The sequence below is a fragment of the Ligilactobacillus pobuzihii E100301 = KCTC 13174 genome (genome assembly GCF_000349725.1).
Classification (GTDB): Bacteria; Bacillota; Bacilli; order Lactobacillales; family Lactobacillaceae; genus Ligilactobacillus; species Ligilactobacillus pobuzihii.
In genome coordinates, this window is sequence record NZ_KB714697.1 from 1 (window position 1) to 22,132 (window position 22,132).

At 37.3% G+C, this 22,132-nt stretch carries 24 protein-coding genes, 1 pseudogene and 1 other annotated feature; of the genes and pseudogenes, 24 read left to right on the forward strand and 1 reads right to left on the reverse strand.

The genetic code is table 11. From position 1 onward, the window contains the following. Positions 1-194: 194 nt before the first annotated feature. The 21 genes from polA to LACPOB_RS0106405 all read left to right on the forward strand — a co-directional run bounded on the left by polA (position 195) and on the right by LACPOB_RS0106405 (position 18,521). Complete coding sequence (polA, locus tag LACPOB_RS0106305; RefSeq protein WP_017867982.1) at positions 195-2,861, forward strand: DNA polymerase I; 2,667 nt, start codon at positions 195-197, stop codon at positions 2,859-2,861. 155 nt (positions 2,862-3,016) lie between these two features. Then, positions 3,017-3,847, forward strand: coding sequence for a DNA-formamidopyrimidine glycosylase (gene mutM / locus LACPOB_RS0106310; RefSeq protein ID WP_017867983.1), 831 nt, complete (start codon positions 3,017-3,019; stop codon positions 3,845-3,847). A 208-nt stretch (positions 3,848-4,055) separates the two neighbouring features. Then, complete coding sequence (nrdR, locus tag LACPOB_RS0106315; protein WP_026142774.1) at positions 4,056-4,553, forward strand: transcriptional regulator NrdR; 498 nt, start codon at positions 4,056-4,058, stop codon at positions 4,551-4,553. 23 nt (positions 4,554-4,576) lie between these two features. Continuing rightward, on the forward strand, positions 4,577-5,980 hold the full coding sequence (locus LACPOB_RS0106320) for a DnaD domain protein (protein WP_017867985.1): 1,404 nt from the start codon (positions 4,577-4,579) through the stop codon (positions 5,978-5,980). Between the two features lie 29 nt (positions 5,981-6,009). Further along, entirely contained in the window at positions 6,010-6,930 is a 921-nt protein-coding gene (gene dnaI / locus LACPOB_RS0106325) for a primosomal protein DnaI (RefSeq protein WP_017867986.1), read from the forward strand. 304 nt (positions 6,931-7,234) lie between these two features. After that, positions 7,235-9,181: a threonine--tRNA ligase gene (thrS, locus tag LACPOB_RS0106330; protein ID WP_017867987.1), complete on the forward strand. Its 1,947-nt coding sequence runs from the start codon at positions 7,235-7,237 to the stop codon at positions 9,179-9,181. A 39-nt stretch (positions 9,182-9,220) separates the two neighbouring features. Further along, positions 9,221-9,345: a sequence feature (ribosomal protein L20 leader region), on the forward strand. A gap of 45 nt (positions 9,346-9,390) precedes the next feature. After that, positions 9,391-9,891 (forward strand): translation initiation factor IF-3, encoded by a 501-nt coding sequence (infC, locus tag LACPOB_RS0106335; RefSeq protein WP_026142775.1) that lies wholly within the window; start codon positions 9,391-9,393, stop codon positions 9,889-9,891. 27 nt (positions 9,892-9,918) lie between these two features. Next, complete coding sequence (rpmI, locus tag LACPOB_RS0106340) at positions 9,919-10,119, forward strand: 50S ribosomal protein L35 (protein WP_017867989.1); 201 nt, start codon at positions 9,919-9,921, stop codon at positions 10,117-10,119. A 126-nt stretch (positions 10,120-10,245) separates the two neighbouring features. Further along, positions 10,246-10,605, forward strand: coding sequence for a 50S ribosomal protein L20 (rplT, locus tag LACPOB_RS0106345; protein WP_017867990.1), 360 nt, complete (start codon positions 10,246-10,248; stop codon positions 10,603-10,605). A gap of 287 nt (positions 10,606-10,892) precedes the next feature. After that, a complete protein-coding gene (locus LACPOB_RS0106350; protein WP_017867991.1) occupies positions 10,893-11,426 on the forward strand; it encodes a YqeG family HAD IIIA-type phosphatase in 534 nt (177 codons plus the stop codon). After that, positions 11,419-12,543, forward strand: coding sequence for a ribosome biogenesis GTPase YqeH (gene yqeH, locus LACPOB_RS0106355; RefSeq protein ID WP_017867992.1), 1,125 nt, complete (start codon positions 11,419-11,421; stop codon positions 12,541-12,543). The genes LACPOB_RS0106350 and yqeH overlap by 8 nt, the downstream gene beginning before the upstream one ends. A 64-nt stretch (positions 12,544-12,607) precedes the next feature. Continuing rightward, positions 12,608-12,919: a ribosome assembly RNA-binding protein YhbY gene (gene yhbY / locus LACPOB_RS0106360; protein WP_017867993.1), complete on the forward strand. Its 312-nt coding sequence runs from the start codon at positions 12,608-12,610 to the stop codon at positions 12,917-12,919. 23 nt (positions 12,920-12,942) lie between these two features. Beyond that, on the forward strand, positions 12,943-13,578 hold the full coding sequence (locus tag LACPOB_RS0106365; protein WP_040532948.1) for a nicotinate-nucleotide adenylyltransferase: 636 nt from the start codon (positions 12,943-12,945) through the stop codon (positions 13,576-13,578). Further along, positions 13,565-14,161 carry a bis(5'-nucleosyl)-tetraphosphatase (symmetrical) YqeK gene (yqeK, locus tag LACPOB_RS0106370; protein WP_017867995.1) on the forward strand — a complete coding sequence of 199 codons (597 nt, stop codon included), beginning with the start codon at positions 13,565-13,567 and terminating at the stop codon, positions 14,159-14,161. Before LACPOB_RS0106365 ends, yqeK begins: the two co-directional genes overlap by 14 nt. Before the next feature lie 39 nt (positions 14,162-14,200). After that, a complete protein-coding gene (gene rsfS, locus LACPOB_RS0106375; RefSeq protein ID WP_017867996.1) occupies positions 14,201-14,557 on the forward strand; it encodes a ribosome silencing factor in 357 nt (118 codons plus the stop codon). Then, positions 14,557-15,291: a class I SAM-dependent DNA methyltransferase gene (locus tag LACPOB_RS0106380; protein WP_017867997.1), complete on the forward strand. Its 735-nt coding sequence runs from the start codon at positions 14,557-14,559 to the stop codon at positions 15,289-15,291. Before rsfS ends, LACPOB_RS0106380 begins: the two co-directional genes overlap by 1 nt. Positions 15,292-15,320: 29 nt before the next feature. Beyond that, positions 15,321-16,475: a nucleotidyltransferase gene (locus LACPOB_RS0106385; RefSeq protein ID WP_017867998.1), complete on the forward strand. Its 1,155-nt coding sequence runs from the start codon at positions 15,321-15,323 to the stop codon at positions 16,473-16,475. Positions 16,476-16,553: 78 nt separating this feature from the next. Beyond that, positions 16,554-17,105, forward strand: coding sequence for a DUF177 domain-containing protein (locus tag LACPOB_RS0106390; protein WP_017867999.1), 552 nt, complete (start codon positions 16,554-16,556; stop codon positions 17,103-17,105). A 75-nt stretch (positions 17,106-17,180) separates the two neighbouring features. Beyond that, positions 17,181-17,357 (forward strand): 50S ribosomal protein L32, encoded by a 177-nt coding sequence (rpmF, locus tag LACPOB_RS0106395; RefSeq protein WP_017868000.1) that lies wholly within the window; start codon positions 17,181-17,183, stop codon positions 17,355-17,357. 211 nt (positions 17,358-17,568) lie between these two features. Then, positions 17,569-18,153 carry a ribosome biogenesis GTP-binding protein YihA/YsxC gene (yihA, locus tag LACPOB_RS0106400; RefSeq protein ID WP_017868001.1) on the forward strand — a complete coding sequence of 195 codons (585 nt, stop codon included), beginning with the start codon at positions 17,569-17,571 and terminating at the stop codon, positions 18,151-18,153. Positions 18,154-18,221: 68 nt separating this feature from the next. Then, positions 18,222-18,521, forward strand: coding sequence for a nucleoside triphosphate pyrophosphohydrolase family protein (locus LACPOB_RS0106405; protein ID WP_017868002.1), 300 nt, complete (start codon positions 18,222-18,224; stop codon positions 18,519-18,521). Positions 18,522-18,710: 189 nt separating this feature from the next. Here LACPOB_RS0106405 and LACPOB_RS12815 read toward each other — a convergent pair whose 3' ends face one another. Continuing rightward, positions 18,711-18,857: an SPJ_0845 family protein gene (locus LACPOB_RS12815; RefSeq protein ID WP_017868003.1), complete on the reverse strand. Its 147-nt coding sequence runs from the start codon at positions 18,855-18,857 to the stop codon at positions 18,711-18,713. Positions 18,858-19,212: 355 nt separating this feature from the next. Between LACPOB_RS12815 and LACPOB_RS0106415 the strand changes: the two genes are divergently transcribed. From LACPOB_RS0106415 to obgE, 3 genes and pseudogenes are all read left to right on the forward strand, one after another. After that, positions 19,213-19,947 carry an amino acid ABC transporter ATP-binding protein gene (locus LACPOB_RS0106415; protein WP_017868004.1) on the forward strand — a complete coding sequence of 245 codons (735 nt, stop codon included), beginning with the start codon at positions 19,213-19,215 and terminating at the stop codon, positions 19,945-19,947. Positions 19,948-20,106: 159 nt separating this feature from the next. Next, complete coding sequence (gene uvrC, locus LACPOB_RS0106420; protein ID WP_017868005.1) at positions 20,107-21,876, forward strand: excinuclease ABC subunit UvrC; 1,770 nt, start codon at positions 20,107-20,109, stop codon at positions 21,874-21,876. A 127-nt stretch (positions 21,877-22,003) separates the two neighbouring features. Then, positions 22,004-22,132 (forward strand): annotated as a pseudogene (gene obgE, locus LACPOB_RS13070) (GTPase ObgE); the annotation flags it as partial.

Below are 22,132 nucleotides of genomic sequence, written 5' to 3' on the forward strand. Positions count from 1 at the left end.
TGGTAGTGCGTAAAAAAGAAAAATACTAATATTTGTTACCACAAATAGGTAATATCAAGGGTTGCGGTCTGTTTTTGTGCTTTCAACCTTTAGGCTATTTTATGAATTTTGTTGAAAATTAAGTTAGTCTGTTTCGAAGGGCTAGTTTTTTTTGGTAGAATAAAGATGGCAATAATAAACTAGAGGAGAAGATAATGACGAAACAAGAAAATACACTTTTATTGGTTGATGGCAACAGTGTGGCCTTTCGTGCATTTTTTGCACTACAAAATGTTGGCAGTTTTACTAATCACGATGGTTTACACACTAATGCAGTCTATGTTTTCAAAAAGATCCTTGATAATATTTTAAAAAAGTATTCTCCGACAAACGTTTTAGTGGCTTTTGATGCGGGTAAAACAACTTTTAGGACAAAAAAATATTCTGATTATAAGGCTGGTCGGGCGAAGACACCGGGAGAATTAAGTGAACAACTTCCCTACGTCAGAAAGCTGCTAGCAGCATATGGGATCAAAGATTATGAATTGGCTGATTATGAAGCTGATGATATTATTGGCACCTTATCCCGTCAGGGGGAAGCAAAGGGCTATCGGGTAGTTGTAGTGACTGGTGACCGTGATCTAACGCAGTTGACCACTGATCAAACAACAGTTTCGGTAACACAAAAAGGTTTTAGTGAAGTTGAAGAATATACACCAGCACATGTGCAGGAAAAATATGGTTTGGTGCCACGACAGATCATTGATATGAAGGGATTAGCCGGAGATAACTCTGATAATTACCCTGGTGTTACTAAAGTTGGTGAAAAGACAGCTATCAAACTATTGAAAAAATATGATAGCGTTGAAGGTGTTTATGAACATATTGATGACATGAAACAGTCTAAGATGAAGGAACATCTGATCGAAGACAAAGACACCGCATTTTTGTGTAAAGATCTAGCCACGATCAAAACTGATGCTCCGCTAACTCTTGGCCTAGAAGATACCAAACGTCAAGAGCTTAATGAAACAAAGCTACGTAGTTTTTATGAAGAGCTCGATTTTAAGAGCTTTTTGAAAGAGTTAACTGGTGAAGATCCTGACGCAACAAAAAAATTTAATGAAATTGAGATCACTTTATTGGATGAAAGTCAGTTAAAAAAAGTGCCAGCTGCTCCTAAAGGTCCGGTTGCTTTTTATTTGGAAATCGATGGTAAAAATTACCACAGCGCACCTTTTATTGGTTTTGTACTGAAAATTGATGGCCAGTATTTTGGAGCTAGAGATGTGCAGTTACTGAAAGAAGAACCGCTAAAACAAATCTTAACTGATCCAAAAATTAAAATGGATGTTTTTGATAGTAAAAGAACTTTTGTTGGTTTGAACCGTTTAGGCCTTGAAATGACAGCGGTCGATTTTGATCTTTTGCTTGTTTCTTATTTGTTGAATAATACGGAAAATAGTGATGATTTAGGTGAACTGGCAGGCTTACATGGTTTTGACCAAGTTAAAACAGATGAACAATTTTATGGCAAGGGCGCTAAACGTGAGATCCCAAGCGACGACAAGAAATTGTTTGCACATTTGAGTCATAAAGCCGCTGCGATCGCGGATTTGAAATCACAGCTTTTTGCAGAGCTGAAAGATAATCAACAGCAAGATCTATATGATGAAATGGAACTTCCTTTAGCATTAGTTTTAGCTAAAATGGAAATTGCGGGAATAACAGTTGATACTGACCGTTTGGAACAAATGCAAAGTGAGTTCAAAGAACGTTTAGCTCAAGTAAAACAAGAGATCTTTAATGAGGCAGGCGAAGAATTTAACATCAACTCACCTAAACAATTAGGACATATTCTATTTGAAAAACTTGAATTACCAGTGATCAAAAAAACTAAAACAGGTTATTCTACTGCCGTGAGTGTTTTAGAGAAGTTACGTGGAATGTCACCTATAGTGGACAATATCTTGGTCTATCGTCAAATCTCTAAATTGCAGTCGACTTATATCGAGGGTTTATTAAAAGTAGTCTTTGATAAAGATCAGAAGGTCCACACCCGCTATACGCAAACTTTGACAGCAACTGGTCGTTTGTCTTCAGTCGATCCTAATTTGCAAAATATCCCAGTTCGTTTGGAAGAAGGGCGTAAGATCAGGCAAGCCTTTGTCCCAAGTCATCCAGGCTGGCAAATTTTTTCCGCTGATTATTCTCAAATTGAATTGCGTGTTTTAGCTCATATTTCCGGGGATGAACATATGCAAGAGGCATTTAAATCTGACAGGGATATTCACGCGAATACCGCTATGCAAATTTTTGGACTAGATAGTGAAGATGAAGTGACGCCTAATATTAGACGCCAGGCTAAAGCCGTCAATTTTGGGATCGTTTATGGGATCAGTGATTATGGTCTATCACAAAATATTGGAATTACACGAAAACAAGCCAAAAAATTCATTGATACCTATTTTGAAAAATTCCCTGGAGTCAAGAAATATATGGATGATATCGTGTCACATGCACGTGAAGAAGGCTTTGTAGAAACTATTTTCCATCGACGTCGCTATTTGCCAGATATTAAGCATAAGAATTATAATGTTCGTTCATTTGCGGAACGGACGGCGATGAATAGTCCAATTCAGGGTAGTGCTGCCGATATTATAAAAGTGGCTATGATCAATATGGATAAAAAATTAGCTGAAAAGAAAATGAAAACTAAAATGCTGCTTCAAGTACATGACGAGTTGATATTTGAAGTTCCTAATGAGGAATTAAAAGAATTTGAAGACTTGGTTAAAAATGTGATGGATTCAGCAGTCGACTTGAATGTGCCGTTAAAAGTTGAGTGTGCCCATGGAAAAACGTGGTTTAACGCAAAATAAAAGACAGTCTACAGTTTAAATTGTAGACAATATGTTAAAATAACCATGAGACTGAACGATCGTTGTTCGGACTCATGGTTTTCTATTAAAAATGATAGTATATAAAATAAGAAAAACTTTTTTGTGTAAAAACATTAGATACGTTGGAGGAAAAAATGCCTGAATTACCAGAAGTTGAAACAGTGAGACGCGGATTGAGTGCGCTTATTACTGACAAAAAAATTACTAAAGTTACATTGATCTATCCCAAAATTATTCAAGGAGATACACAAACTTTTGTTAAAGAGATGACAGGGCGGACTTTTAAAGAAATCGACCGTCGCGGAAAATATTTGCTTTTTCGTTTGTCTGATGGCTTAACTATGGTGTCTCATTTAAGAATGGAAGGAAAATATTCTGTTAAAGAAAATAATGAACCACTAGATAAGCATACACACGTTGTTTTTGATTTAGTAGATGGAATGCAGTTAAGGTATAATGACGTACGTAAATTTGGTCGGATGCAAATAGTTAAGACGGGGACAGAAGTTCAGCTTTCTTCTTTACAAAAATTAGGACCTGAACCTACGCCAGAAACCTTCTTGATAGATGATTTTTACCAAGAGTTACAAAAGAAAAAGAAAGTTATCAAAACAGCTTTACTCGATCAAACGATCGTAGCAGGATTAGGGAATATCTACGTTGATGAAGTTTTATGGATGACTAAGATTCATCCTGAAACTAAGTGTTTCGATATTACTTATCAGCAAGCCAAAGAAATGCATGATAATATTATTTTGGAGTTAAATCGTGCGATCAAAGCCCACGGAACAACTATTTTCACATTTTCTGGTGTCAACGCGCAAATTGGTTCATTTCAAAATGAATTAAATGTTTATGGCAAAAAAGGGGAACCTTGCCCACGATGTCAAACACCCTTGGAAAAAATAGTTGTCGGACAACGTGGTACACATTTTTGTCCTAACTGTCAACAATTAGCAAAATAATTGGCAATTATATTTTTAAAAACAAATTTGCAGAAATTTTGACAGGTATAAAAAATAAATGGCGATAGACGAAAAAACTAGTTCAGCTATGGCTCATTGCGTAAGAAATGTTTTTTTGAAGTAGCTTTTATGGTAAAATCATTTTGAGTATAGACTAGTAAGAAGATAATTTAGAAACAGATAATTTGACTATAATGAGGTGGAAATCATGATGTGTCCACATTGTCATCATAACAGTTCACGCGTAGTTGATAGCAGGCCGGCAGATAATGGTCATGCGATCCGGCGGCGGCGAGAATGTGAAAATTGCGGCTACCGTTTTACAACGTTTGAACGGATCGAAGTTACTCCGCTATTAGTAATTAAGAAGGACGGAAACCGAGAGGAATTTGATCGTGACAAAATATTAAGGGGTATCATGCGAGCAGCGGAAAAAAGGCCAGTCGGTATGGACAAGATCACCAGTATTGTAGATGATGTCGAGAGTAAAGTTCGTGCTTTAGGTGGTACCGAAGTTTCTACGCAATTGATTGGCAAGTATGTCATGGATGAATTAGTTGATGTTGATGACGTAGCCTATATCCGGTTCGCGAGTGTTTATCGTGAATTTAAAGATATGGGATCCTTTGTGAATGAATTGAATGAATTAATGGGCCGTGATCAAGATAGTGTTGCTAACGATAATAATGAAAATGATTCAAATTAGTGATTATTTAAGAGGGGGAAATTATGGCAGCTGATAATTTGAAAAACATTTCCCCTAAAGATGGTTTCGTGGTGGTTCAAGAAAGCGCGCCAAGTGATACACAGTTACAAGGATTATTAGATTTATATGTGCCGATCATGGGCGCAAATGCATATGGCGTTTATGCGCTGTTAAGTCGCTTTGGTAAGCCTCATCCTAATTTAGTCAAACGTTCGATGAATAAAGAACTTTTATTGGGGTTATCTATAGGCATGAGGGATTTTTTGGACGCCAGAGAAAAATTGGAGGCATTAGGCTTATTACGGACATTTGAAAAAAGTGACCGTCTAGGTAAATTGTCTTTATATTTCATTTTACGTCCCTTAGTTGGCAAAAATTTTTTTGATGATGATCTACTGAGTACCTTATTATTAGAAACAGTTGGGCAAGGGGCTTTTCGTAAGTTAAAAGAAAAATATTGTCCGCCAAAATTTAAGGTCGACGATTGTGTTGAAGTTACTAAATCATTTTTAGATGTCTTTCCGATCCAGCAAAGCACGCTAATGAAAAATGCGGCTTCAAAGACAGTTCAACCATTGGATAAACGTCAAGAACAATTGATCGATAAAAATGAAACAGATTTGGACCTAAAATTTTTCCGACAGTTGCTGGAAAGATCTTTTGTCCCTGAAAAAGAGGCATTCAAGAATATGGATGCTATTTTAACGATCCATCTGTTATACGGCTTAGATGAAATGCAATTAGTGCATTTATTAGAAGAAGCAGTTGATATCAATACTAATAAACTCAACATCGATTATTTCAAAATGTTAGCTCATAATTCTTTTGATTATCAGTTAAAGGCAAATAAAAAGTCGTCAGAACAAAGTCAAAAAAACGATGGGCAAATGAATACTGTTACTGATAATCAGCCGACTAGTTCAGCAGATGCAGCACTGATAGAGTATTGTCGGACTTTGTCGCCAATGGAATTTTTGCAAGCAATTAAAGATGAAACGGGTTCGTTGCTGACTAGTTCTGAAAAGTACATGGTTTCAAATGTAGTTTCGCAACGTATTTTACCAAATGAGGTCATTAATGTTTTGATCCATTATATTTTGAGCGACCGTGGCAATGCTAGTATGAATCAAAACTATTTTGAAAAAACGGCTGCTACTTGGTCTAAAAATGGAGTTAAAACTGCTCAACAAGCAATGACAGAAGTACGTAAAGTAGTACAAGAAGGGTCTGAAAAGAGAAAGAGCTACGCTAACTCTAAAAGCTCACGTTACCGGAAAAAACGTCCAGTTGTTCAAAAAGAACAGCTACCTGATTGGGCCCAAGCAGACTATAAAGCACCTAAAAGTACACAGGAACAGACGACTAAAAAAGCGGACTTGCAAGCCGAGATCAAACGGCGTTTGGCTGAAATCAAGAAAGATAACTAGCTACTATTTAACAGAAATGGGGTGAGAATATGGAAAGTCTTAGTAAAATTTTGTCAGAACAGTTACAAGATAGACATTTGGGTCCGAAATATCAACAATTGATCAATGCTGCTGAAAAAGATCCTGATGTTAAAGCATTTTTGAATGAACATCAGGCTGATTTAACTAAAGATGATATTATCAGAAGTGCAAGTAAGCTATACGAATATGTCAATTTTAAAAATAAGTTGGCCGCTGGAGAAAAAACTTTTATGCCAGGTTACTACCCTTATTTGACGCTTAGTAATCATCATATTGAAGTGACATATACGCCAACTAAAGAATATATAGCTAGACAAAAACAAAAAGAGGTCAAAGACCGTGTTAAGGTGATCAGCTTGCCAAAATCAATCCGTAATGCGGATCTGTCAGACTATACTCCAGATGGTAGAGAAGAGATCTTGGATGCTGCTTTGCGCTTTTTTCAGGAATTTCAGCAGTCCCCGCGCGAATTTCATAAGGGCTTATATTTGGAAGGAAGTTTTGGTGTGGGCAAGACCTATTTGTTAGGAGCTTTAGCTAATGCTTTAGCTGAAAAGGGCTTTAGTACGACCTTGGTTCATTTCCCTTCATTTGCTGTTAAAATGAAAAGTTCGATCAGTAGTAACTCAACGGGTGAATTGATCGACGCTATTAAGAAAGCACCAATACTAATGTTAGATGATATTGGTGCTGATCAGATGAGTAGTTGGTTTCGAGATGATGTTTTAGGTGTGATCTTACAATATCGAATGCAAGAGGAGTTGCCGACTTTCTTTAGTTCTAACCTTTCTTTAAAGCAATTAGAAGAAGAATATTTGACAGTTAATAGTAGAGGCGAGGCCGAACCATTAAAAGCTAAACGTATTATGGAGCGGATCCGTTTTTTAGCAAATGACTATCATGTGGTTGGCCGTAATAGAAGAAATTAAAATAATTCACAAAAACTCTTGTTAGTTGAAGACTTTAGTGTTTTAATATATGTAAATTGTATGAAAGACATGGACCCATTTTCAGGGAGAGAAGTCGTGACTGAAAGCTTCTCATTTTAACGGTTTACCACTTTCATGAAAAGCCTAATGAAAAGTTAGGCCGGATGGTTTCTGTTAACGACCTTGAAGAAGGAATCTATGCTGTGCGTAGGTTTAAATTATGGGTGGAACCACGTCAAAAGCGTCCCTGTCGTTAGTTAACGGCAGGGACGCTTTTTTTATACAAAATTTAGGAGGAAAAATTATGTCACAAATTAACCTTACTTTTCCAGATGGTACTGTTAAGCAGTTTGACAGTGGAGTAACTGTTAAAGATGTTGCTGATTCGATCAGTATTAGTTTGGGTAAAAAAGCTGTTGCAGGTAAGTTCAATGACTTGGCAGTTGATCTGCGCCAGGAATTAAAACAGGATGGTTCGATTGAGATCGTAACTAAAGATTCGGATGAAGGAATTAGTGTTTTATGGCAAACTGCTGCTTTAGTTTTAAACAAAGCATTAGCAGACAAGTATCCAGAAATGAATTTCGGTGAAGTACGTGTCGACGAACATGGTTTTTACTTAGACACTGAAAAGCCTGAACAAACACAAGTTGCAAAAACAGATTTCGATGAATTAACAGCTGCTATGAACCAAATTATTATGGCAAACGATGAGATCGAATTCACTTCGATCAGCCAAGAAGAAGCTGTTCAAAATGCTGGAAATGACCCATATCAAAAAGAATTAGTCAATGAATTTTCTCAAGATGGACAAGTTGCTGTTTACCGTTTAGGTGACTTCATATCACTTGCATTCGGACCAGTTTTGCCATCAACTGGTAAGATCAAGGTCTTTAAACTTTTGTCAGTTGCCGGCGCTTATTGGAAGGGTGCTTCAAGCAATCCAATGTTGCAGCGGGTCTATGGGACTGCATTTTACAAACAAAAAGATCTAGATGCTGAATTGGCTAGAAGACAAGAAGCACATGAACGTGATCATCGTGTGATCGGCAATCAATTGGACATATTCTTCGTTGATCCTAAGGTTGGTGCTGGTTTGCCATATTGGATGCCAAATGGCGCTACGATCAGACGGACATTAGAACGTTACATCATCGATAAGGAATTGGCTGCAGGTTATGAGCATGTTTATACACCCGTTTTAGCAAATGTTGATTTGTATAAACAATCAGGTCACTGGGATCATTACCGAGACGATATGTTCCCGCCAATGGACATGGGTGATGGTGAATTCTTGGAATTGCGTCCAATGAACTGTCCTTCACATGTTCAAATCTATCAACATCATAAGCGCTCTTACCGTGAATTACCTTTGCGTTTAGCTGAATTGGGCATGATGCATCGTTATGAAAAATCTGGTGCTTTAACTGGCCTTCAACGTGTACGTGAAATGACTTTGAACGATGGACATACTTTTGTTGCTCCAGATCAAATCGAAGAAGAATTTAAGAAGATCTTGGATTTAATGATCGATGTTTATAATGATTTTGATATCCATGATTATCGTTTTCGTTTGAGTTACCGTGACCCACAAAATACTGAAAAGTATTTTGATGATGACGAAATGTGGGATAAATCGCAAAAGATGCTGAAAGCAGCCATGGATGACATGGGCTTGGATTATTATGAAGCGGAAGGTGAAGCTGCTTTCTATGGTCCAAAACTTGATGTTCAAACGCAAACAGCTCTGGGTGGCGAAGAAACATTATCAACGATCCAGTTAGACTTCTTATTACCAGAACGTTTTGATTTGAAGTATGTGGGTGCTGATGGTGAAGAACATCGTCCAGTTATGATCCATCGTGGTGTAATTTCAACTATGGAAAGATTTACAGCTTATTTAACAGAAATGTACAAGGGAGCTTTCCCGACATGGCTTGCACCAAAACAAGTTGAAATTATCCCTGTTAAAAATGAATTGCATTTAGATTATGCAAAACAGCTAAAAAGCCGTTTGGTAGCACATCATATCCGTTTAGATATTGACGATCGCAATGAAAAAATGGGTTACAAGATCCGTCAAGCTCAGGTCAATAAAGTTCCATATACATTAGTATTAGGTGATCAAGAAGTTGCTGATCAAACAGTTACGGTCAGAAAATATGGTGAAAAAGAAACCGAAACGATGTTATTTGATGATTTTGTATCAATGTTAAACCATGATATTGAAACATATAGTCGTAAAAGTTAGTTGACAAACTATGGGATAATTGATATCATGATGTAGTTGAGAAAAAAGCAGAAGCACCCGCTTCTCGCCTAGGGGATAGTGGTCCTCGGGCAGAATTACGAAATAGCCTCACTGTGATGTGGGGAGTAGTGGGTGTGTAGAAACACCCACTTTTTTTCTGCTTACTCTTCTGAATTTTTTGGAGGTGAAATACCATAGCAGTAGACAAGATCGTTAATGATGGTATCCGTGCACGCGAAGTTCGCTTGATCGGTAAAGATGGTAGCCAACTTGGAGTTAAGTCTAAGAAAGCTGCTTTAGCTTTGGCTGAACAAGCAGAATTAGATTTAGTTTTAGTTGCACCGAAGGCTAAGCCACCGGTTGCTAAGATCATGGATTACGGTAAATATCGTTTCGAGCTACAAAAGAAACAACGTGAAGCTCGTAAGAAACAAAAAGTCATTAATGTTAAAGAAGTTCGTTTAAGTCCAACGATCGATACGAACGACTTTAATACTAAGGTCAAGAATGCGCGTAAGTTCTTAGGTAAGGGCGATAAGGTGAAAGTATCTATTCGTTTTAGAGGACGTGCGATCACGCATAAAGATATCGGCCGTGAAGTCTTGAATAATTTTGCAGCAGAAACAGAAGATGTTGCTTCTGTTCAATCAAAACCAAAAATGGATGGTCGTAGCATGTTCTTAATGCTAGCACCATTAGCCGAAAAATAGGCTGTTAATTTAGGAGGAAATTGAATTATGCCAAAACAAAAAACACATCGCGCATCTACAAAGCGCTTTAAGAAAACTGCAAACGGTGGTTTGAAACGTGCACATGCTTTCACATCTCACCGTTTCCACGGCAAGACTAAGAAACAACGCCGTCAATTATCTAAGGCAGGCATGGTAGATTCAACAGATATGAAGCGTATCAAGCAAATGATATCGCAAATGAAATAATCATTTGTTTTTTTGGAATTTACATGCAAAAAACTTTTTAGTAATTACTAAAAAGTTTTATTCGCCCTCATTTGAATGGGGGATGGTCCAAGAATTAACTTGGATGATTAATAAGGAGGAATTTAAATGTCACGTGTTAAAGGCGGCACAGTTACGCGTCAACGTCGTAAAAAAATGTTAAAATTAGCTAAAGGTTACCGTGGATCAAAACACACCCAATTTAAGGTAGCTAAGCAACAAATTATGAAAGGCCAGCAATATGCTTTCCGCGATCGTAAGAAGAACAAATCCAACTTCCGTAAGTTGTGGATCGCACGTATTAATGCGGCAGCTCGTACAAATGACATTAGCTATAGTAAATTGATGCATGGTTTGAAGGTTGCTGAAGTCGATGTAAACCGCAAGATGCTTGCTGATTTAGCTATTAACGACCCTGAAGGTTTCACTGCAGTGGTTGATCAAGCTAAAGAAGCTTTAGCAAAATAATCTTTTTAGATAACATGAGCTGAGACAAAACAAAAGTTTTGCTTCAGCTTTTTTTACATATTAAGCGTGTAAATCGTATGGCTTTGCTGCAGTTGCTATAGCTGTTGTGATAGGAAGTATCTACTTGTCTAGTGAGATGGGACCTTTAAGCAAGGTATAAGCGAGATCAATTTTTATTGTTAAACACGTGTAATTAAAAATGCGGGTCAATTATTTGACCTAATTTTTGCTAAAGATCACTAATTTAATTTATAATTAAGTTATTTAGAAAATAGGAGAGTTAACACATGCTTGCAGATTTTAGGCCAACTTGGATGTTAGAGTCGATTTATAATTTAACACCAGCGGAAATTCATGAAAAAAATATTCAGTTGATCTTAACTGATTTAGACAATACTTTGATTGCTTGGAATAATCCGAATGGTACGCCACAGTTACGTGAATGGTTGGCGACGATGGATGAAGCAGGTATACCAGTTGTTGTGGTCACTAATAATAGTGCTAAACGGGCAGCACGAGCTTTAGAAGAGCTACAGTTGCCTTTTATCTCGCGTGCCTTAAAACCACTGACTCGTGGGATCAACATTGCAAAGCGAGAGTACAAAGTTAGTTCCTCTCAGATAGTTTTAGTGGGGGATCAGTTATTGACTGATGTTGCTGCAGCTAATAATGCGCATATCAAGAGTATTTTAGTAAAACCGTTGATTCAAACAGATGCTTGGAATACTAAGTTTAATCGAACGGTTGAAAAATCTGTGAAACGTCGCTTGTTGAAAAAAGGATATTTAAAAAGAACATGGGGGCATTCATTGAATGGATGAAAATAACGAAGAATTATATTGTATAGGTTGTGGTGCCAAGATTCAGTCTGATGATCCAACTCAACCAGGATATACGCCAGAATCCGCAATAAAAAAGGGCCTTGAAAGCGAAGGATTATATTGTCAACGTTGTTTTCGCTTACGTCATTATAATGAAGTAAGCGATGTTTCGTTAACTGATGACGATTTTTTGGCATTGCTCAATCAAATTGGTAGTGCTGATGCTTTGATCGTGAACGTGGTCGATGTTTTTGATTTTAATGGTTCACTGATCCCCGGGATCCACCGTTTTGTTGGAAATAATCCAGTTTTAATGGTAGCTAATAAAGAGGATCTATTACCACGTTCTTTAAAACGATCAAAGCTTAAAGACTGGGTACGTCAACGAGCTAACGCCGAAGGTATCCATCCGGTCGATGTCATTATGACTAGTGCGACTAAACAACATGCATTAAAAGATCTGTTAAAAGCGATCGAAAAATATCGAAAAGGCCGTGATGTCTATGTAGTCGGTGTTACTAATGTCGGAAAATCAACTCTGATCAATCAAATCATCAAAAATAGTACTGGTATGCAAGATCTGATCACGACATCACGCTTTCCAGGAACGACTTTAGACAAAATCGAGATCCCGTTGGACGATGGGAAAATGATCGTTGATACACCAGGAATCATTCATAAAGATCAAATGGCTCATTATTTGTCGGCTAAAGAACTACGCTTAGCAACACCGCAAAAGGAAGTTCGTCCTAAGGTTTATCAACTAGCTAGTGGACAAACATTGTTTTTTGGTGGTTTAGCTCGTTTTGATTTGATAGCTGGCCCGGCACAGCGCAACGGGGTTACTGTCTATATGGAAAATAACTTGCAGATCCACCGGACTAAATTAGAAAAAGCCGATGATCTCTTTTCTCGTCATCAGGGTGGATTGTTACAACCGCCGACAACTAAAGAGTTAGAACAATTTCCACCGTTAGAGCGCTTTGAGTTTAAGATCAGAGAAAAAAGTGATATTGTTTTTGAAGGCTTAGGTTGGGTGACCGTCAAAGAAGGTACGATCGTTGCCGGATATGCACCAAAAGGTGTGGGAGTTTTACGTAGGAAAGCAATGATTTAATAATATTTTAAAATTTTACTGTAGAAATTTCGTCAAGAAGATCTAAAAAAAGAGGAGTGAGTTAATGGCATTACGTGGAAAACAAAAACGTTTTTTAAGAAGCCAGGCGCATAACTTACGACCACTTTTCCAAATTGGAAAGGATGGCCTAAGTGAAAATTGGTTGAAAAATGTGAATGCGGCCATTGAAAAACGTGAATTATTAAAAGTTTCGATCTTACAAAATTCATTAGTGGATGAAGATGAAGTTATTGAATTTGTTGAGAGTAATAGTTCGATTCAGGTCGTTCAAAAAATTGGACATGTTCTTGTTTTGTATAAAAAATCAAGCGATAAAGATAACCGTGTTCTCTCAACTGAAGTTGAAGCTATTTAGTTTGGGAGGTCTGTAGGTTGGAAATGAGTACAGTGGAGATCCCTAGAGTTAAAGTGACGCCAGAAGTAATGTTTGGCTCACAACGAAAACGGGTCGGTTTAATGGGAGGAACGTTTAATCCGATTCATAATGGTCACTTAGTCGTGGCTGAACAGGTTGCTAGTCAATTAGGGTTGGATAAAGTGGTGTTTTTGCCGGATAATTTACCGCCGCACGTGGATCATAAAGAAACTATTTCAGCAAAAGACCGTGTTAATATGGTTCGGCTGGGGATCGCTGATAACGAAAATTTTGAACTGAACACGATGGAAATTGATCGTGGTGGTGTTAGTTACACTTATGATACGGTCAAAGAACTGAAGCAAAGACATCCAGAGGCAGATTATTATTTTATTTTGGGCGGAGATATGGTTGAGTATTTACCAAAATGGAATAAAATCGAACAACTAGCAAAAATGGTTAAATTTGTGGGTGTTAAACGAACGGGTGCCAAAATGCAAAGTCAATATCCAATTTTATGGGTCGATGTTCCCACGATCGATATTAGTTCGACACTGATCCGTTCTAAGGTCAAACAAGGATGTTCGATCAAGTATTTAGTACCAGATCTAGTTGCAGAATATATCAAAAAGGAAGGCTTATATCGTGAAAGAACTTGAATATTTTGGGAAATATTTTTCTGGCACACGGCAAGAGTTGATCACGGCTGTGAAAAAAAGTTTAGGTCGATCTCGTTTTGAACATGTTTTACGCGTCGAAAAAGCTGCGATAAAGTTAGCTGAATTAAATGATGTATCAATAGAGAAAGCCAGTATTGCAGCGTTAACACATGATTATTCTAAAGAGCGCAGTGACAGTGAGTTTAAAGAAACCATTAAAAAGTATTCATTGGATCCTGATTTATTAAATTGGGGAAACTTCATTTGGCATGGAGTTGTGGGTGCAAAAATTGTTTCTAATGAATTAAAGATCACTGACCCCGAGATCCTGAATGCGATCGCTCGTCATACGGTCGGTGCGCCTGAAATGACTAAACTTGATCAAATCATATACGTTGCTGATTTCGTTGAAGATGGACGTGATTTTCCAGATGCCCAGATCGCCAGGAGTCTAGCGTATGCTGATTTAAAAGCGGCTGTTTCGTTTGAAACTAAGCATACATTGCAGTATTTGATGAGTTCTAATAAAACTATTTACCCTACTGCGATTTTGACATACAATGCTTGGGTCGCTGGTCAATAAAAAGCTGATTTTAAAAGGATATCTTAAAGGAGATTATCAATGGATAGTAAAGAATTATTACAAATTATTGTAGAAGCAGCTGATAATAAACGCGCAGAAGATATTACTGCTTTGGACGTTGAAGGTGTTAGCTTGTTGGCTGATTATTTCGTCATTATGGATGCTAGTTCACAACGTCAAGTTCAAGCAATTGCAGAAAATGTTGAAGAACAGGTGGAAAAGGCCGGTTATGACGTACAAAATGTCGAAGGCAAGGGTGGCTCAAGTTGGATCTTACTGGATCTAGGCGACATTGTCGTACATGTTTTCCAGAAAGAAACGCGCGAGTTTTATAATTTAGAGAAATTGTGGGCAGACGCCAAAAAAGTTGATTTAACTGACTGGGTCAAAGAGTAATGATCTATACTACCTTTGCTGAATTGTATGATGAACTGATGAATCCAGAAATGTATCATCGATGGGTCCAGTATTTTAAACAGCGCGTTTGTCTTGACGGAGGACCAGTCTTGGATCTTGGATGTGGCTCAGCTGCGTTAACTTTGTTACTAAAACAAGCTGGTTATCAAATGGAAGGTCTTGATCTTTCTGAAGAGATGCTGAGCTTAGCAAGTGAAAAAATGATTGGAAACGAATCTTTTATACCACTATATCAAGGTGATATGACTGATTTACGCGCTTTAGGTAAGTATAATGCAGTAGTTAGTACATTGGATTCTTTATGCTATTTAGCAGACGAGTCCGAATTACAGTTGGTATTTGAACAAGTTTACGCTCATCTAATAAGCTCGGGTCATTTTTTATTCGATGTTCATAGTTTGTATCAAGTTGATGAAGTGTTTCCTGATTATATGTATAATTATCAGGATGAAAATGAAGCTTTTTTGTGGCATTCTTATCCGACAGATGTTGAACACGCGGTTGAACATGAACTAACTTTTTTTGTAAAGGAACAAGAAACAGGAAGTTATCAAAGGTTGAGTGAATATCATTATGAACGGACTTATCCATTGGATGTTTATGTTAAGTTATTAAAAAAAGCTGGCTTCGATCGAATTGATGTTAGCGCTGATTTTGGACAAAGTTCAGTCAAAGAAAATTCAGTGCGCTGGTTTTTTAGTTGCACTAAATAATTGAAGCAAAAATGCAAGGAGAGATGAGTATGTCAGGTGTTGTGGGAGTGGTTGCTGAGTATAACCCTTTTCATAATGGGCATTTGTATCAGCTACAACAAATCAGGCACTCATTTCCTGATGATGTAATCATTGTCGCAATGAGTGGCAATTTTTTACAACGAGGTGAACCTGCTTGTTTAGATAAATGGACACGCGCCCGTCAGTCTCTTATAAATGGTGCTGACTTAGTGATCGAATTGCCGGTATTAGCCTGTGTACAACCAGCTGATCGATTTGCAGAAGGTGCTATTTCATTACTGGTTGCTCTTGGAGTCAATAAGCTAGTTTTTGGTGCAGAACATAGTACGTATGATTTTAAAGATTTTGCTCGCAAAGTGGCGCAAGTCCATGGTGAGTTTCATAAGTATAATGAATCTTATGCACAGTCTTTTCAAAAGGCTGTTACACAGGCAATAGGACATCCTGTAGATCAGCCAAATGATTTATTGGGTTTGGCCTATGCTAAAGCAAATTATCGCTTAGGTGAGCCAGTAGCACTTTATCCGATCCAGCGAATAGAAACTTCATATCATGATCAGTCTTTACACCAAGGAAAAAATATTGCCAGTGCTTCGGCTATTCGCAAGAATTTTTTAGAAGTTCCTGCTAGTCAGCAACAGCTTGCACCGTATTTGCCACAGAGCTCACTGGATGATCTGCTCGCAGGACCATTTCTTTCTTGGACTGACTTTTGGCCATTATTACGTTATCAGATCTTGAGTAGTGGTCTAAGTGAATTAAGACAAGTATATGGTATGACTGAAGGTATAGAATACCGGATCCAAGATCTAACTCAACGATCACCGATAAACCTTAAATTCGATGAGTGGGTCAAAGAAGTTAAAACTAAGCGTTTTACTTATACTCATTTATCACGGTTAGCGGTGGCGATTTTGCTAAATATTTCAAAGGAAGAAGTTAACGCATATAACCAACATCCATACATTCGTCTATTAGGATTTGATCTTCATGGGCAAAAACAATTGTCGCGTATCAAAAAAAATTGTTCGCTCCCGATTTATTCACGCATTTCACAAGAAGACAAAAAAGGTCAACTGGCAGTTGATTATCGTGCTGGTAAGATTTATCAGCTTTTTAATGGGCGTGAACAGGATCTAAAACGTGCCCCGATAGTACTTTAATGGGGTGTCAAGGAAAATACGTTGACAAAGATTTTTAAGCACGGTATAATCAAACTTGTTGCATTGGAGGAAAATAGCATGAAGTGGTCGTATAAACAACTGCAGCAGCTCGGTGATGAACCGCTCCAAATCAATGAAACATTTGATTTAGAAAAGAATTTAAAGGCACGTCGAAACGATATTTTGTCGGTTGCTCCGGTTGCTGTTAAAGGCGTTATTGGTGCAGATCGGCTTGGAGCTTATAGTCAGCTGCAAGTCAAGACAAGGGTTACTTTACCTTCGACTAGGTCGTTAAGACCAGCTGAGCTCAAGCTTTCTTTTTTGATCAATGAAAATTATGTCGAAGCAAGCAGGACCGATTTTTCAGAGTTTTCGAAGCAAGATCTTGTTTTAGTTTTGGATAATGATTTGCTTGATTTGGAAAAAGTCATAACTGATAATATTTTGTTACAGATTCCCATGCAGGTTTTAACTGATTCAGAAAAGAGCGCTACCGATTCAGCTTTAGCAGGTCGTGATTGGCAGGTCTTGTCTGAAGATCAGTTAAGTAAACAACGAGAAGATAGTGATCAGAAAATTGATCCAAGAATGGAAAAATTAGCACATTTTTTTGACGATTCGAAAGAGTAGTTGCAAAAATGATGTGTTAAGGTTACAATTCTTTTTGTTGAATATTTTAAATTCAGAAAAGGAGGTGCTTGTAAAATGGCTGTACCAGCAAGAAGAACTTCTAAGACAAAAAAGAGACTTCGTCGTACTAATTACAAGCTGCAAGTTCCTGGCATGACAGCATGTCCAAATTGTGGTGAATTAAGACAAGCTCACCATGTATGTTCAAGTTGTGGTTACTACGGTGATAAAGAGGTTATCAACGTTAAGTAATTATCAATGAAAATAACAAGTAATCGTACGGAGGGACCATGGCCCTCAAAGCGATTTAATGAAGCATCTGAGGGTCACAGCGATCCTGGATGCTTTTTTGTTTTGAAGAGAAGATCTCATATTGGTAATTAATGTTTGCTAAATAGGCACTGTGGAATTTTCTAGAGTATGGTAAAATTAGAATTAATTCAGAAAGAGAGGCATACATTTTATGCAGGTTCATAATGTTGATCTGACTATTAGTGCAGTCAGCCCAAGTCAATATCCGACTGGGGGGTATCCTGAGATAGCTTTTGCAGGTCGTTCAAATGTCGGAAAATCATCATTGATCAATGCTTTGATAAATCGCAAAAGTTTTGCGCGTACATCTAGTCAACCGGGAAAAACTCAGACCTTAAATTTTTATGATATTGAGTCAATGCTTTACTTTGTTGATGTTCCCGGATATGGGTATGCTAAGGTTTCACAAAAGGAGCGAGATAAATGGGGCGCAATGATAGAGACTTATCTGTCATCTCGTGACCAATTACGCGGAGTAGTTTCTTTAGTTGATGCTAGACATGCTCCAACCAAATTAGATCAGCAAATGGTCAATTTACTTCATTATTATGATTTACCGGTGCTGGTAGTTGGAACGAAAGTCGACAAAGTTAAAAAGAGTAAAAGAAATCAGTCTTATAGTTTGATCAAGAAAACTTTGCAACTTGGTGAAAATGATGATTTAGTGTTGTTTTCTGCTTTAGATAAGACTGGTAAAGATAAAGTTTGGAATTGGATCGAACACATGGGACAATAATTTGTTCACTGGATACTTATTTTTTAATCGACCTTAAAATGGTTGATATATAAAGGACGGGAAATTTTATGGAGTTTAATGATTATCAAGAAAAAGCTAATCGGACCCTTTATGGCAACGAACAAGTCTTGACTAACTGTGCCTTGGGATTGTCTGGAGAAAGTGGTCAACTAGTCGATTTGATCAAAGATTATACTTTTAAAGGTAAAAAACTTGATCGGCAAGATATGATTCATGAGATGGGTGATGTTTTATGGTATCTTTCACAGATCGCACAGTGGGCAGATATCCCATTTGATGAAGTGGCTCAGGATAATATTGTAACTTTGAATAAACGTTACCCACATGGATATTCACCTACTGAATAAAATTTTGAATAATAAAAAGGGCTGTCTATCTAACCATTTAATTGGTTAAACTGACAGCCCTTAAGTGTGTCACAAAAGACTAAAGCTATACTGTAACAACGGTTGCGCTATTCTTGTTCTTCGCTTCGCTGCGAACTAAAATAAAGATCATCGTTATAAATTGGCTTTAAAACATCTTTTGTCTCACTCCTATTTTTTAGCATCTTTCTTTTTGTCTTTAGCTTTTTCATCTGTACCTTTAGATAGTTCTTCTTTTCGTGGAGTTTTATTAGGTTCAACTGCGAACTTACTAAATAGTTCATCTAAGTCAGATTGACGATTGATTTTTAAACCCACTTACATACATTCCTTTCATTCATAAGATGTTTACCAGACACACCTTGACAGAGTAATCTGTTTTGTGATCAAGTCTAAATTTAGAACTAAGCATAGCAGTTTCTAAGTTTTTTTTCAAATAATTCGTATAGGAAAGCGCAAAAGCAGTTAATTGAGATAAATGCTAACACTAACTGCGATAATAATAGTGTACAATGAATAAAATATCATATATTTTGAACTATATACATAAAAGGGCTTGATTATGAATTATATTTGTATTATATTGCATAAATAAACTGAAATAATAATTAGCAGGAAATATCTCAGAAATTATTGAGTTAAGTATCTGGCGCTGAAAAATGGGGGAAATATAATGAGTGAACTGTTACAGATCCAGAATTTAAAAAAGTCTTTTGGCAAGAATGAAATTTTAACTGACATAAATGAAACAGTTTCAAAAGGAGAGGTTGTTTGTGTGGTCGGGCCTTCCGGTGCAGGAAAAAGTACTTTTTTGCGGTGTTTAAATGTGTTAGAACATCCGACCGATGGTAAGATTATTTTTGAAGGCCAAGATCTAACGCAAATTTCAGAGAAACAGTTAAATAATTTGCGCCAAAAGATGGGGATGGTTTTTCAAAACTTTAACTTATTCCCGAATATGACTGTTTTAGGTAATATTATAGCTGCTCCTATGAAGGTTAAGGGACAAACGCAAGAAGAAGCAGAAAAAAAAGCACGTGAGTTATTAGACCGGATCGGACTTGCTGATAAAGCTGATCAGTACCCAGCTAGTTTGTCGGGGGGGCAATCGCAGCGGGTCGCAATCGTCCGTGCTTTGGCAATGGACCCAGAAGTAATGTTATTTGATGAACCGACATCAGCCCTTGACCCTGAAATGGTAGGGGAAGTGTTGGAAGTTATGAAAGATTTGGCTAATTCTGGTATGACAATGGTCGTTGTAACTCATGAAATGGGCTTTGCACGAGAGGTCGCAGACCGTATCTGGTTGATGGCTGATGGCTATATTCAAGAATCAGGTAAACCAAGTGAAATTTTTGAAAAGCCGCAAACAAAAAGAGGACAAGAATTTTTGTCAAAAGTACTATAGATAGAGAATAAAAATGACCATTTTCGTGTTTGTCAGGAGCGAAAATGGTTTTTTAGAATAAAAATTTTATATTTTTGTCAAACTGTGGTTTGAACAGTTGTGAATTAGCAATAGAACGCGGTATAATCTAACCAACGATATAAAGAAAGGAACATTTTAATGGCAACTCAGCATGTTGAAAACAAATTAAAATTGTTGCCTGATCTGCCAGGTTGTTACCTGATGAAAGATATCAACAGTAAAATTATTTATGTTGGTAAAGCAAAAAACCTAAAAAATCGAGTTCGTTCATATTTTAAAAGTGCTCATGAAGGAAAAACTGCCAAGTTAGTTTTTGAGATCCGCGATTTTGAAACGATCGTGACCTCAACTGATAAGGAAGCTTTTTTATTGGAAATTACTCTGATCCAGAAGCATAAACCATACTATAATATCAAATTGAAACGTGGTACGGGCTATCCTTATATCAAGATCACTAATGAAAAGGATCCGACTTTAAAAATTGTAAGCCAAGTTAAAAACGATGGTGGTTCATATTTCGGGCCATATCCTAATGTATATGCGGCAACTGAAACAATGCAGTTGATTCAAAAAGTTTATCCGTTGAGAAGGTGTAATGGATATCAAAAACGACCGTGTTTGTATTATCATATGGGACAGTGTTTGGGTGCCTGTTTTAGAGATGTCCCCCAAAGTGAATATGATGCTCAGATCAAAAAGATCAAGTCTTTTTTTAGGGGTAATGTTTCAGGCATCAAACGTAAATTAACTACTCAAATGCAAACAGCTGCAAAAAATATGGAATACGAACGCGCAGCTGAACTAAGGGATCAAATTCACTATGTTGAAGTGACAGTTGAAAGGCAAAAAATTATTTCTAATGATAATACACCGCGTGATTTATTTGCCTTTTATATGGATAAGGGATGGCTTTCGATACAAGTTTTCTTTATTCGTCAGGCTCGCTTAATGAAACGAGAAAAACGGCTTTTTCCATGTATTGATACGCCAGAAAATGAACTAGCTTCGTTTGTTTTGCAATTTTATAATCAAAAAAATCGACTTTTACCCAAGGAGATCTTAGTTCCCAAAGAGATGGAACATAATGTTTTGTCTCAAATTTTAGGAATACCAGTACGCACTCCTCAAAGAGGTCAAAAAAGAGACCTTTTAGATATGGCACAAAAAAATGCACGTTTGGTCTTAGAAGAAAAATTTAGGTTATTAGAATTAGATGATCGTAAAACTGTAGGTGCAATGAACGAGATCACTGATGCTTTGGGGTTACCACATGGCCATCGGATCGAAGCTTTTGACCACTCACATATTCAAGGACAAGATCCTGTTTCTGCGATGGTTAGTTTTTTGGATGGACGCCCAGATAAAAATGAATATCGTAAGTATAAACTAAAGACAGTGACTAATGCAGATGAATTTGCTAGCACACAAGAAGTTATTTATCGGCGTTATAGTCGTTTGTTAAAGGAACATGAACAGCTGCCAGATTTGATCTTAATGGATGGTGGTGTGGTCCAGATCAATGCAGCGCGTGAAACGTTACGTAATCAATTAGGGTTAGATATTCCAGTGGCTGGGATGGTTAAAAATAATCACCATAAAACGGCTGATTTAATGACCGAAAGTGATGAAAAAATTGGACTTGATCCAAAAAGTGAAGGCTTTTATTTATTGCAGCGGATCCAAGATGAAGTTCATCGTTTCGCAATTACTTTCCATCGACAAGTGCACTCTAAAAATTCACTATCCTCTAGGTTAGAACAGATCAAGGGTGTAGGACCTAAAACTCGTATCAAGTTACTCAAAAATTTTAAATCGATCAAAAAAATTAGTGATGCTTCGCTTGACGACTTAGAAAAATTAGGAATCTCTAAGAAAGTCGCACAAACGATTAAGTTAAGCTTAAAATAAATATTCTGGTAGAGATGTTTTTGATTTTAAGGGAAGAAACTGCTATAGTTGGCGGAGATTGTAATTCATTTAAAAAGTCATGACATCTAAGATAACCCAGGATACCTGAGAAAGGTGATTAAAAATAATGTTTGTAGATCAAGTTAAAATTACAGTGAAAGCTGGTAAAGGAGGGGACGGCATGGTTGCATTCCGCCGTGAAAAATTTGTCCCTAATGGTGGACCAGCCGGGGGAGATGGTGGTCATGGCGGTAGT